This is a genomic window from Streptomyces sp. NPDC046931, assembly GCF_040644655.1.
Lineage (GTDB): Bacteria > Actinomycetota > Actinomycetes > Streptomycetales > Streptomycetaceae > Streptomyces.
In genome coordinates, this window is the sequence record NZ_JBEYWX010000010.1 from 185,412 (window position 1) to 198,148 (window position 12,737).

The 12,737-nt window shown below is 70.7% G+C and carries 12 protein-coding genes; all 12 read right to left on the reverse strand.

Going from position 1 to position 12,737, the window contains the following annotated elements; all coding sequences use genetic code 11:
• Positions 1-26: 26 nt before the first annotated feature.
• Positions 27-1,139 carry an aliphatic sulfonate ABC transporter substrate-binding protein gene (locus ABZ876_RS19955; RefSeq protein ID WP_361782505.1) on the reverse strand — a complete coding sequence of 371 codons (1,113 nt, stop codon included), beginning with the start codon at positions 1,137-1,139 and terminating at the stop codon, positions 27-29.
• Positions 1,140-1,358: 219 nt separating this feature from the next.
• On the reverse strand, positions 1,359-2,690 hold the full coding sequence (locus tag ABZ876_RS19960) for a GTP-binding protein (protein ID WP_361782508.1): 1,332 nt from the start codon (positions 2,688-2,690) through the stop codon (positions 1,359-1,361).
• A gap of 2 nt (positions 2,691-2,692) precedes the next feature.
• On the reverse strand, positions 2,693-3,637 hold the full coding sequence (gene cysD, locus ABZ876_RS19965; protein ID WP_361782511.1) for a sulfate adenylyltransferase subunit CysD: 945 nt from the start codon (positions 3,635-3,637) through the stop codon (positions 2,693-2,695).
• Positions 3,634-4,203, reverse strand: a complete 570-nt coding sequence (gene cysC, locus ABZ876_RS19970) for an adenylyl-sulfate kinase (protein ID WP_361782514.1) — start codon at positions 4,201-4,203, stop codon at positions 3,634-3,636. Before cysC ends, cysD begins: the two co-directional genes overlap by 4 nt.
• A gap of 1 nt (position 4,204) precedes the next feature.
• Positions 4,205-4,915, reverse strand: coding sequence for a phosphoadenylyl-sulfate reductase (locus ABZ876_RS19975; RefSeq protein WP_361782517.1), 711 nt, complete (start codon positions 4,913-4,915; stop codon positions 4,205-4,207).
• Positions 4,912-5,091 carry a hypothetical protein gene (locus ABZ876_RS19980; protein ID WP_361782520.1) on the reverse strand — a complete coding sequence of 60 codons (180 nt, stop codon included), beginning with the start codon at positions 5,089-5,091 and terminating at the stop codon, positions 4,912-4,914. Before ABZ876_RS19980 ends, ABZ876_RS19975 begins: the two co-directional genes overlap by 4 nt.
• Positions 5,088-6,779: a nitrite/sulfite reductase gene (locus ABZ876_RS19985; RefSeq protein WP_361782523.1), complete on the reverse strand. Its 1,692-nt coding sequence runs from the start codon at positions 6,777-6,779 to the stop codon at positions 5,088-5,090. Before ABZ876_RS19985 ends, ABZ876_RS19980 begins: the two co-directional genes overlap by 4 nt.
• 124 nt (positions 6,780-6,903) lie before the next feature.
• Complete coding sequence (locus tag ABZ876_RS19990) at positions 6,904-6,987, reverse strand: putative leader peptide (protein WP_309486338.1); 84 nt, start codon at positions 6,985-6,987, stop codon at positions 6,904-6,906.
• Between the two features lie 126 nt (positions 6,988-7,113).
• Positions 7,114-7,686: a GNAT family N-acetyltransferase gene (locus ABZ876_RS19995; RefSeq protein ID WP_361782526.1), complete on the reverse strand. Its 573-nt coding sequence runs from the start codon at positions 7,684-7,686 to the stop codon at positions 7,114-7,116.
• A gap of 84 nt (positions 7,687-7,770) precedes the next feature.
• A complete protein-coding gene (locus ABZ876_RS20000; protein WP_361782529.1) occupies positions 7,771-9,159 on the reverse strand; it encodes a hypothetical protein in 1,389 nt (462 codons plus the stop codon).
• A gap of 180 nt (positions 9,160-9,339) precedes the next feature.
• Positions 9,340-10,665, reverse strand: a complete 1,326-nt coding sequence (locus ABZ876_RS20005) for a GAF domain-containing protein (RefSeq protein WP_361782532.1) — start codon at positions 10,663-10,665, stop codon at positions 9,340-9,342.
• A gap of 420 nt (positions 10,666-11,085) precedes the next feature.
• Positions 11,086-12,720: an acyl-CoA dehydrogenase family protein gene (locus tag ABZ876_RS20010; RefSeq protein ID WP_361782534.1), complete on the reverse strand. Its 1,635-nt coding sequence runs from the start codon at positions 12,718-12,720 to the stop codon at positions 11,086-11,088.
• Positions 12,721-12,737 lie beyond the last annotated feature (17 nt).

Here is a 12,737-nt window from a genome sequence, read left to right on the forward strand (position 1 = left end):
ACCTCCTGGGAACTGTCGGAACGGACTTACTTGACGCCGAGACCGGCGTCGCTGACGGAGCGCTCACCCGCGGCCACGAGGACCTTGTTCAGGAGCGTGAGGTCGTAGATGCCATCCAGCTTCGGGTTCTCCAGCAGGCCCGCCTTGAGCGCGTGCTGCGCCTCGGTGTTGAGCGTGGCGGCCAGCGGGTCGTCGGTGATCTGGATGGACTTCCACGCCGGGTCCAGGACGTCGGCCGGCAGCTCCTTGCCGGAGTCGATCCCCAGCTGCTTGTTCGCCGCGGCCTTCGCCTCGTCCGGGTTGGCGTTGATCCACTTGTTGGTCTCGACCGACGCCTTCAGGACCGCCTCGACGGCCTTCGGGTGCTCCGTGAGGAACTTCTGCGACACGATGATGTTCGTGATCACGAACTTCTTGTCCGGCCACAGCGTCGACTCGTCGAGGAGCACCTTGGCGCCCTCGGCGACCAGCTTGGACGCGGTAGGCTCCGGCACCCAGGCCCCGTCGATGGAACCGGACTTGTAGGCGTCCGGGGTCACCTTGTTGTCGGTGCGGACCACCGACACGTCGCCCTTGCCGCTCTGCGCGTCGACCTTCCAGCCCTGCTCCGCGACCCAGTTCAGGAACGCCACGTCCTGCGTGTTGCCGAGCTGAGGGGTCGCGATCTTCTTGCCCTTGACGTCCTTCAGGGACTTGATCTTCTTCGGGTCGACCACGAGCTTCACGCCGCCCGATGCCGAACCCCCGACGATGCGCAGGTTCTTGCCGTCCGACTTGGTGTAGCCGTTGATCGCCGGGGAGGGACCGATCCAGCCGATGTCGACGGAGCCCGAGTTGAGGGCCTCGATCTCGGACGGGCCCGCGTTGAAGATCTGGTACTTGGCCCGAGTGGCCCCGAGCTCCTTCTGGAAGAAGCCCTTCTGGTTGCCGACCAGCGCGGTGGCGTGGGTGAGGTTGCCGAAGTAGCCGATCTTGACGGAGTCGAGACCGTCGATCTTCTGGGCTCCGGCGGCGACCTTGGCGTTGGAGGTGTCGTCCTTGGACTGGGACCCGTAACCGCAGGCGGCGAGCGTGAGAAGGGGGAGCGCGGCGGCCACGGCGAGGCCGCGGCGAAGGAGTGTTGAGGGGCTGGCAGGCACGGGAGGCGTTCCTCTCGTTGGCCCGGCGTCACGGTCTCTCAGGTCGTGGCCGGGAGATCGGCAGGTCTTCGCTTGCGGTGGGGGGTGAGGGCGCGCGGGCAGTGCGCGTACGTCACCGCGCACATCGCGCCACTCCGCCCTGCCCGCTGCCGAGGGCGCCGCTGCCGACGCGGCCGCCCTCCTTCGCGAACATCGAGAAGAAATCGGTGGTCTTCATGGTCAGAAGTCCCAACCGCCGTCTTCGGACTCGTCCTTGACCGGCTCCGGGGACGCGAACGACTCGCCGACCATGCCCGCGGTGAGCGTGGTGCCGTCGTTCGGGTCGATCAGGATGAACGAGCCGGTGCGGCGCGAGTCGGCGTAGGAGTCGACCGGCAGCGGCTCGGCGGTGCGGACCTTCACGCGGCCGATGTCGTTGGCGGCGAGCTGTCCCGGGTGCGGGTGCAGGGACAGGTCGTCGAGCGTGAGACGGGACGGGATGTCCTTGACGATCGCCTTGACCGTGCGGGTGCCGTGCTTGAGCAGCACGCGGTGCCCGACCGTCAGGGGCTGGTCGGCGACGTGGCAGACCGTGGCCTCGACGTCCTGGGTGGTCGGCGGGGCGTCCTTGCTGGGCACGATCAGGTCGCCGCGCGAGACGTCGATGTCGTCCTCCAGCAGAACGGTCACCGACTGCGTCGTCCAGGCCACGTCGACCGGCTTGCCGAGCAGGTCGATGCCGGAGATCCTCGTCGTCCGGCCGGACGGCAGGATCGTCACCGGCTCGCCCACGCGGAAGGTACCGGCGGCGATCTGGCCCGCGTAGCCCCGGTAGTCCGGGTGCTCGGCGCTCTGCGGCCGGATCACGTACTGCACGGGCAGCCGTGCGTGGCAGTGCGCCAGGTCGTGGCTGACCGGGACGGTCTCCAGGTGCTCCAGCACCGTCGGGCCGCCGTACCAGTCCATGTTCGCGGACGCCTCCACGACGTTGTCGCCCGCGAGCGCCGAGATCGGGATCGCGGTGACCTCCGGGACGCCCAGTTCGGTCGCGTACGCCGTGAACTCCTCGGCGATCGCCGCAAACACCGGCTCCTGGTAGTCGACCAGGTCCATCTTGTTCACGGCGAGGACCACGTGCGGGACGCGCAGCAGCGCGGCGATGGCGGCGTGGCGGCGGGTCTGTTCGACGACGCCGTTGCGGGCGTCGACGAGGATCACGGTGAGTTCGGCGGTGGAGGCGCCGGTGACCATGTTGCGGGTGTACTGCACGTGGCCGGGGGTGTCGGCGAGGATGAAGCGGCGGCGAGGGGTGGCGAAGTAGCGGTAGGCCACGTCGATGGTGATGCCCTGCTCGCGCTCGGCGCGCAGGCCGTCGGTGAGGAGCGCGAGGTCGGGGGCGTCCTGGCCGCGGTTGCGGGAGGCGTGTTCCACGGCTTCCAGCTGGTCGGCGAGGACCGACTTGGAGTCGTGCAGCAGCCGGCCGACGAGGGTGGACTTGCCGTCGTCGACGGAGCCGGCGGTGGCGAACCGCAGCAGCGTGGTGGCCGAGAGTTCCTCGGTCGTCGTGCTCATGTTTAGAAGTACCCCTCGCGCTTGCGGTCTTCCATCGCGGCCTCGGAGAGCTTGTCGTCGGCGCGGGTGGCGCCGCGCTCGGTGAGCCGGGAGGCGGCGATCTCGGCGATCACCTTCTCGATGGTGTCGGCGTCGGAGTCGACGGCGCCGGTGCAGGACATGTCGCCGACGGTGCGGTAGCGGACCTGCCGCTTCTCGACGGTCTCGCCGTCCTTCGGGCCGCCCCATTCACCGGCGGTCAGCCACATGCCACTGCGCTGGAACACCTCGCGCTCGTGCGCGTAGTAGATCTGCGGCAGTTCGATGCCTTCGCGGGCGATGTACTGCCAGACGTCCAGTTCGGTCCAGTTGCTGAGCGGGAAGACGCGGACGTGTTCGCCGGCGGCGTGCCGTCCGTTGTAGAGGTTCCACAGTTCGGGCCGCTGCCGACGCGGGTCCCACTGGGAGAACTCGTCGCGCAGGGAGAAGACCCGTTCCTTGGCGCGTGCCTTCTCCTCGTCGCGGCGTCCGCCGCCGAAGACGGCGTCGAACCGCTCGCTCTGGATCTTCTCGGTGAGCGGGAGCGTCTGCAGAGGGTTGCGGGTGCCGTCGGGACGTTCCTTGAGTACACCGCGGTCGATGTAGTCCTGTACGGAGGCCACATGGAGGCGCAGTCCGTGTGCGGCGACCACACGGTCGCGGTATTCCAGTACCTCGGGGAAGTTGTGCCCGGTGTCGACGTGCAGCAGGGAGAAGGGTACCGGCGCGGGTGTGAACGCCTTCAATGCCAGATGCAGCATGACGATGGAGTCCTTGCCGCCGGAGAACAGGATCACCGGCCGTTCGAACTCGCCCGCCACCTCACGGAAGATGTGCACCGCCTCGGACTCCAGCGAGTCCAGGTGTGACAGGGCGTACGAGCTGTCCGTGCCCGCGTCGCCCCCCTTGACCTGCGCGGCCGTCGTCATGCCAGTCCCCTCTCGGTGAGCAGGGCGTACACCGACGCCGCCGACTCCTGCACGGTCTGGTTCTGCGACTCGATCCGCAGATCGGGCGACTCGGGCGTCTCGTACGGGTCGTCGACCCCGGTGAGCCCCTTCAGCTCGCCTGCGGCCTGCTTGGCGTACAGACCCTTCACATCGCGTACGGAGCACACCTCGACCGGGGTCGCCACGTGCACCTCCAGGTACGCCGTCCCGCCCTCCAGGTGGCGCTTGCGCACCGCCTCGCGGCTGTCGGCGTAGGGCGCGATGACCGGGACGAGCGCCTTCACGCCGTTGCGGGCGAGGAGCTCGGCGAGGAAGCCGATGCGCTGCACGTTGGTGTGCCGGTCCGCGCGGCTGAAGCCGAGGCCCGCGGAGATGAACTCGCGGATCTCGTCGCCGTCGAGCACCTCGACACGGTGGCCCTCCTCGCGCAGCCGGCCGGCCAGCTCGTAGGCGATGGTCGTCTTGCCGGCGCTCGGCAGGCCCGTGAGCCAGACGGTGGCTCCGGTCGTCACGTGGGTCTCCTGGTTCGTAGAAGGCACAGTCATGTCAGCCGTGCAGCCCGCACTCGGTCTTGGCCCGGCCCGCCCAGCGGCCGGCCCGCGCGTCCTCGCCCGCCAGGACCCGGCGGGTGCAGGGGGCGCAGCCCACGGAGGCGTAGCCGTCCATCAGCAACGGGTTGGTGAGGACACCGTGTTCGGCCACGTACGCGTCCACGTCGTCCTGGGTCCATCGGGCGATCGGCGAGATCTTGACCTTCCGCCGCTTCTCGTCCCAGCCGACGACCGGGGTGTTCGCCCGGGTCGGGGACTCGTCGCGGCGCAGTCCGGTCGCCCAGGCGTCGTAGCCCGTCAGCCCCTCCTGAAGCGGCTGCACCTTGCGCAGCTTGCAGCACAGGTCGGGGTCACGGTCGTGCAGCTTCGGACCGTGCTCCGCGTCCTGCTCGGCGACCGTCTGCCTCGGCGTGAGGGTGATGACGTTGACGTCCATCACGGCCTCGACCGCGTCGCGGGTGCCGATGGTCTCGGGGAAGTGGTAGCCGGTGTCGAGGAACACGACGTCGACGCCGGGCATCGCCCGGGAGGCGAGGTGCGCCACCACCGCGTCCTCCATGGAGGAGGTCACGCAGAAGCGCTTGCCGAAGGTGCCGGCCGCCCACTGGAGGATCTCCAGCGCGGAGGCGTCCTCCAGATCGCGGCCCGCCTGCTCGGCGAGCGCCTTGAGATCGTCGGTGACGGGCTCTTCCTGAGTCGTCGTCATATCTCGTCCCCTCCCGTGTCGTCACGCTGAAGCCCCCGGGCCAGCAGTCCGAGGAACTTCAGCTGGAAGGCCCGGTTGCAGGCCGCGCATTCCCAGGCCCCGTGGCCCTGCTCGCTCGGCCGCAGGTCCTCGTCCCCGCAGTAGGCGCAGTAGAAGGGGGCTGCGCGCTCGCTCACGACAGGTCCTCCTCGGAAGCGCGGGCCGCCCAGGTCGCGAACCGCTCGCCCGCCTCGCGTTCCGCCTGGAACCGCTTGAGGACCCGCTCGATGTAGTCCGGCAGTTCCTCCGAGGTGACCTTCAGACCGCGCACCTTGCGGCCGAAGCCGGCCTCCAGGCCGAGCGCGCCGCCCAGGTGCACCTGGAAGCCCTCGACCTGCTCGCCCTTGTCGTTGAGAACCAGCTGGCCCTTGAGGCCGATGTCCGCCACCTGGATGCGGGCGCAGGCGTTCGGGCAGCCGTTGAGGTTGATGGTGATCGGCTCGTCGAAGTCCGGGATGCGGCGCTCCAGTTCGTCCATCAGCAAGGAGCCGCGCGCCTTGGTCTCGACGATGGCGAGCTTGCAGTACTCGATGCCGGTGCAGGCCATGGTGCCGCGCCGGAACGGGGAGGGCTTGGCGGTGAGGTCCAGCGCCTCGAGGGCCTCGACCAGAGAGTCGACCTGCGCCTCCTCGACATCGAGGATGATCATCTTCTGCTCGACGGTGGTACGGACCCGCCCGGACCCGTGCGCCTCCGCGAGGTCGGCGATCTTCGTCAGCGTGGTGCCGTCCACGCGGCCGACCCGCGGCGCGAAACCGACGTAGAAACGGCCGTCGTTCTGCCGGTGCACACCGACGTGGTCGCGCCACTGCTGGACGGGCTGCTCCGGGGCCGGGCCGTCGACCAGCTTCCGCTTCAGGTACTCGTCCTCCAGCACCTGCCGGAACTTCTCCGGGCCCCAGTCGGCGACCAGGAACTTGAGCCGGGCGCGGGTGCGCAGCCGTCGGTACCCGTAGTCACGGAAGATCGACAGCACACCCTCGTAGACGTCCGGCACCTCGTCGATCGGCACCCAGGTGCCAAGCCGCACGCCCAGCTTCGGGTTGGTCGACAGGCCGCCGCCGACCCAGACGTCGAAGCCAGGTCCGTGCTCGGGGTGCCGGACACCGACGAACGCCACGTCGTTGATCTCGTGGGCCACGTCGAGCAGCGGTGAGCCGGAAATGGCCGTCTTGAACTTCCGGGGGAGGTTCGAGTACGCCTGGTTGTTCAGAACGCGGCGCTTCATCTCCTCCAGCGCCGGGGTGCCGTCGATGATCTCGTCCTCGGCGATACCCGCGACCGGCGAGCCGATCATCACGCGAGGTGTGTCGCCGCAGGCGGTGACCGTGGACAGCCCGACGGCCTCCAGCCGGTTCCAGATCTCGGGCACGTCCTCGATCCGGATCCAGTGGTACTGGACGTTCTGCCGGTCGGTGATGTCGGCGGTGCCGCGCGCGAACTCCTGGGAGATCTCGCCGATGACGCGCAGCTGCCGTGTGGTCAGCCGGCCGCCGTCGATGCGGACGCGGAGCATGAAGTACTCGTCGTCCAGCTCCTCCGGCTCCAGGATCGCGGTCTTGCCGCCGTCGATCCCGGGCTTGCGCTGGGTGTACAGACCCCACCAACGCATCCGGCCGCGCAGGTCGTTGGGATCGATGGAGTCGAAACCGCGCTTGGAGTAGATCGTCTCAATGCGTGTCCGCACATTGAGACCGTCGTCGTCCTTCTTGAACTGTTCGTTGCCGTTGAGCGGGGTGAAGTGACCCGCCGCCCACTGCCCCTCGCCACGGTGACGGCTCACCTTGCGGCGGGGCGCGGCGGAATCCTGCGGGTTGGCGGCCATGGTGGATACGTCCTTCGGGACAGACGGGGTAGCGGCTCTGACCTGCGCATCTGGGCACACGTCACGCGGTGCGCGACTCTGCGCGAGGGTGGAGAAGAAGAGAAAACCGGAACTGGCTGGGGTGTCAGCTCGCCGGACAGATGGCGCTGGACATGCGGCCGAGATCGACGTGCCGTCGACTCACCAAGGCGATTCCAGTTCCAGACATGACGGAAGCGTGTCATGGCGCCTTGAAGGCAGTCCAGCTTTGTCCGTCATGTGGACACCGTTGTCCCGAAATGTGGAACAAGGGTGTCATGGATCACATCACCGGGATGTGTGGTGTCGATGCAGGTCAGGCTGGGTAAGCGCCGGTCCAGGGGCCGGAGGTGGGCACGTCGGGTTCCTCCTCGACCTTCGTGTCGAAAAGCCGGAACCCCCGCCGCAGGTAGTTGTCCATCGCGTGTTCGCCGTCCTTGCTGCACGTATGCAGCCACACCCGCTTCGTCGGCGCGAGCCCCGGCCAGCGGTCCGCGAGGTCCCAGGCGCGCGCCGTGCCGTACGCCAGCAGGTGCCCCCCGATCCGCCGTCCGCGAAACGCCGGTATGAGCCCGAAGTAGGCGATTTCCACGACGCCCTCGTCCGCCGGGTCCAGCTCCACATACCCGGCCGGTGTGCCCCGGTCGAGGGCCACCCAGGTCTCCACGCCCGGCCGGGCCAGGTACTCCTGCCACCGTGCGTACGTCCAGCCCAGCCGGTCCGCCCAGCGGATGTCCCCACCGACCGACGCGTACAGGAAGCGGCTGAACTCGGGGGAGGGCACCTGTGCGCGCACGACCCGGACATCGCCCTCGGGGGCCGTGGCGGGCCGCAGATCGTTCGGGGAGGTCTGTTCCAGGGACCACGTGGTCACGGTGAGGGTGCTCATGCGGCCAGGGAATCACGGAGGTGCGCGGCGGGGGCAAGGGGGGCCCGTGTCCCGGGCCGCCCTGCCTCGCCGGATCCGCGTTCGCTACTCCAGCGCGTCGTCCACGGATCCCAGCGGTACGGCGTACAGCACCCGCCCGTCGGCGGAGCCCGCCTCCGAGCCGTCGTCCCCGCCGACCGCACCCTCCGTCAGCGTCCACAGTTCGCCCGTCTGCTGCCAGTACGACAGGGATGTGGTGTGCCGGCCCCAGCACGCGTGGGTCTCGTCGGCCGCGCAGACGGCCGCCTTCGCCCCCGATGTGGTCTGCCGCCACAGCGTTCCGTGCCGGCCGCCGACGGTGGGCGCGCGGTCGACGTACCAGTCGGCCGCGGCCGAACCGGCGTGCTTGTGCGACAGCACCCCCTGCACCCCGCTCGCGTCGGTCTCGTAGGTCTCGGTGGCCCGCACGTCGCCGTGCGCGTCCGTGGCCAGCAGCCCCTCGTGGCCCGGCGCGGTGCTGTAGGCGTAGCGCCACAGGCGGGCCGGCCGGCCGGTGCCCCCGGGCGGGAACCACTCGCTCGCCACCAGGCTGTCCGGGCTCGAGGTGCGGTCGAGGGAGAGGGCGGAGAAGCAGGGGACCGCGTGGTCGTCGGCTGTCGAACAGGGGCCGCCGGTCAGGCGGTAGGAGCCGATCGCGGGCAGCACGTACTGGTAGCCGTGTGCCGAGTACCCGCCCTTCACCCGGCCGACGGTGTCACCGTCGACGCCCGCCTTGAGGATGCGGTGCAGATCGAAGACCATCAGGGAGTCGCGGGCGGTGACGATCAGCTTGTCCCGGTACCACACCATTCCGGACATGCGGGTGCGGACGGCCTCGAAGTCGCTGCCGCCGGTGCGCGGGGTGACCAGCAGGACCCAGCGGTAGGCGAGGTGGGCCGGGTCGTTCGCGTCGACGAAGGCGACCCGGGCGAGGCCCCGGTCGCCGGCCGGGGCCGCGAAGTGGCGGTCGTCGTGCGTCCAGCCGGACAGGATGACCCGGTCGGAGCCCCATCGGCCGCCGTCCTCGGCGTCTCCGGAGGTGGTGACGGACCGCGGCAGCCACTGCGTGGTCGTCGCGTCGCCGTTGTCCCAGCAGTACGCGCGCGTGGCCGCCGGCCTCACCGGCAGCGCGGCCGTCTCGGCGGCGTCGCACGCGGACTGGTCGCGCATCGGGTGGTCGGCGGCCCGGAGGACGTCGTGGACGCTCACGCTGCCGCCCATCGCGCGCGTGAGCGAGTCGAGCTCGCGCCGGTCGGTGAGGTTCTCGTGGAGGCGGAGTCCGGCGGACCCGGCCGCGGCGGTGACCCGGGTCAGGCCCCCGGGGTTGTCCCCGCCCGCGGCCTGAGAGGTGCTGATCAGCGTGGCTGCGGCGGTGAGCGCCAGTGCGGTGCCGGTCAGCGTGGCCCGCAGCGCACGGCCTCTGCGCCTGCGGCGGTGTCTGCCACGGTGCTTCATACAACCTCCCGGCTGGGCCAACTGTTCCTGCCGGTCCGGTCGTTGACCGGCGGAGCGGGTGGGGTGGCCTGTGCAGGGGATGTTACGGCAGATCGGTGCGGGACCGGTTGAAGACCCGGGAAAAGGAGGGTTATCCCCACCATGAGGGCTATGCGCGGACTGTCTGAGGGCCGGTGAGGACTACGGCTGCGCCCCACCGGTCTCCGGCGTCACGGCGGCGTGTCTCTCCGGCGCACTCCGTGCCCGTACCACTCCCGGTGCCACCGAGTGCGGCAGCAGGTCGTGGCGGTTCCGGGGGAGCAGCACCTCCACCTCCGCCGCATCGCAGAAACGATACGGCCGGTGTTCCAGAAAGACTCCGAGATACCGCCTGATACGGGATATCTCCGCACGAACCGTGATGGTACGGGCGGGATCGCCGAACAGGTCGGCGGCCAGGGCCGTGGCCGAGCGGCCCGGGCGGTGCAGTGCGAGGAGGCACAGCAACTCGGCGTGCCGGGCGCTCAGCTCATGGGTCCAGGAACCCGTGTCGCCCGTCACCGTCACCGACCAGCGGCGCGGGTGCGCCACGTCCAGGACCACGCGTGCGGTGCCCTCCGGGGCGGGCGCGTCCGCCGCGCGGATCAGCCAGCCGTCCGGCAGGGGCTCGACCGTGCAGGGTCCCATTGCCGACAGCAGGCAGTGGCCGGGGGCGAGCGGCACGGGCAGCGCCACCCGGCTCACGTACGGCATCCCGGTCACCGCCGCCGTCCAGCCGTCCCTGTCCACGGCCAGCGCCCGGCCGCCGAGACGCGCCAGCAGCGGTGCCGCCACCGCGCGCAGCCGGTCCAGGGAGGTCAGGTGCAACTCGCGCAGCCGGGCCTCCGCGAGCTTGACCACCGCGTCCACCCAGGCGAGCGTCGCCGGATGCATCGTCTCCAGCGGGCCGCTGACGTCCACGACACCGATCAGACGGCCGTCGCGCGGATCCGTGACGGGGGCGCCGGTGCACGTCCACGAGGTGTGCGAGCGCACGAAGTGCTCGGACGCGAAGACCTGCACGGGGCGCCGGGTCACCGCCGGGGTGCCCACACCGTTCGTACCGACGACTGCCTCGCCCCAGTCCGCACCGGGCTCGAGGCCCAGTCCGTCGGCCCTGCGCAACAGCGAGGGGCTGCCCTCGCGCCACAGCACCCGTCCGTCCGCGTCCGCGACCACCATGATGTGCTGGGCGGCGTCCGCGGCCGACAGCAGGCCTTCCCGCAGCACCGGCAGCACATGTCTGAGCGGCGAGTCGCGGCGGCGCCGCTCGATCTCGTCGCGGCTGAGCGGAGCCGCCCGGACATCGTGGTCGGGGTCGACGCCGCCGCGCAGCACACGCCCCCACGACGCCTCGATCACCGGGCGCGGCGGGACGGGAGCCCGCTGTCCCGGCAGCGTGGCGCTGCGCACCTCGCTGAGCACGCGCGCCGCCTGCCCGACGTCCAGTGCGGCGAGCCGCGTGACGTCTTTCGCCGAGTGCGCCACTGGAACCTCCCCCAAGGGCCTGCCGCCGCCGTGAGGATCGTTCGCCGCGGGGGCCTCATGGACTCCCGTCGCCTGTGCGCCTCTACGGCCTGCTCGCCGTGCCCGTCGACTGTTTCCGGCCAGATACGCCCGGTCCCGTGTTGACGGTGGTTCTCATACTGCCGTCCGCCCGTGATGGACGGGCGTACTCCGGCCAACTGAGCGCAGCGAGTTGCAACCCTCTGCAACCCTGGCGGACGCCCGCGCAGTGGTTGAAACTTGTGCAACGCCGCTACGGCGGCGTCCGAGCTCCTCGAGGGGGGCCAGGAGAGCGGGGGTGGTGCCGTGTCGGCGCAGCACCACCCCCGCGTACGCCCCGGCGCGGTACCGGTGACGCGCCCGGCGCGTGAAGCGTCAGGCGTACGGCCTCGGGGCCCGGCGTCAGACGACCGGCCGCGCCCGCTCCACCACCGCGGCCAGATCCAGGGTGTGCGGCAGCGTGCCGAACGCGGTGCCCCAGTCGCCGCCCAGCCGGGAGGCGCAGAAGGCGTCGGCGACCGCCGGCGGCGCGTACTGGACGAGGAGCGCTCCCTGCAGCACCAGCGCCATCCGCTCCACCAGACGGCGCGCCCGCGCCTCGACGCCGTCCAGGTCGGCGAGCTCGGTGAGCAGGTTCTTGATCGCGCCGTCCAGCCGGTGGTCCGCGCCACGTGCCCGGCCGACCTCCTGGAGGAAGGCGTTCAGGGCTCCGGGCTCGCGTTGCAGCGCCCGCAGCACATCGAGCGCCTGCACATTGCCCGCGCCCTCCCAGATCGAGTTCAGCGGCGACTCGCGCAGCAACCGGGGCATGCCCGACTCCTCGACATAGCCGTTGCCGCCCAGGCACTCCGCGGCCTCGGTCACCACCGGGGTGCAGCGCTTGGTCACCCAGTACTTGGCGGCCGGCACCGCGAGCCGCAGGAACGCCCGCTCCTGCTCGCCCCCGTCGTCGTACGCCGCCGCCAGCCGCAGCGCCAGCGTCGTCGCCGCCTCCGACTCCAGGGCCAGATCCGCCAGCACGTTGCGCATCAGCGGCTTGTCGACGAGCCTGCCGCCGAACGCCTCCCGGTAGCCGCAGTGGTGGATCGCCTGCACCACCGCCTGCCGCATCAGCGACGCCGAGCCGAGGACGCAGTCCAGCCTCGTGGCCGCGACCATCTCGATGATGGTCCGCACCCCGCGCCCCTCCTCGCCGACCCGGCGCGCCCAGGTGCCGTCGAACTCCACCTCGCCGGAGGCGTTCGACCGGTTGCCGAGCTTGTCCTTCAGGCGCTGGATCATGAACACGTTGCGGGTGCCGTCCTCCAGCACGCGCGGGACGAGGAAGCAGGTCAGCCCTCCCGGCGCCTGCGCCAGCACCAGGAACCCGTCCGACATGGGCGCCGAGCAGAACCACTTGTGTCCCGTCAGCTCGTACGTCCCCTCCTCCGCGAGCGGCCGGGCCGCGGTGGTGTTCGCGCGGACGTCGCTGCCGCCCTGCTTCTCCGTCATCCCCATACCGAAGATCGCACCGGCCTTCTGCGCGGCGGGGCGCAGCTCCCGGTCGTAGACCATGGAGGTCAGCCGGGGCTCCCACTCGGCGGCGAGCGCCGGGTCCGTGCGCAGGGCGGGCACGGCGGCGTGCGTCATCGACAACGGGCAGCCGTTGCCCGCCTCGACCTGCGACCAGATCACGAAAGCGGCCGCGCGCCGCACATGACCGGCCGGCCGCGCCCAGGCCGCGGTCAGCCCCGCGGCGACACCCTTGCCGAGCAGCCGGTGCCAGGCCGGGTGGAACTCGACCTCGTCAATGCGGTTGCCGTAGCGGTCGTGGGTCCGGAGTTTCGGTGGGTTCTCGTTGGCCTGGATCCCCCACTCCTGCACCTGGGCCGAGCCGGCGCTGCGGCCGAATCCCGACAGATCGGCGCGGACCTCGTCGAGGAGGGCGGGGTCCAGATGCCGCTCGACGGCCTCTGCGAGGGCGCGGTCGGCGGTGAAGACGTCATACCCGACCAGCGGCGGAGCCTGGTTGGTCACGATGTGGGTGGTGGCTGCCATGGGGCGAACCTACCCCT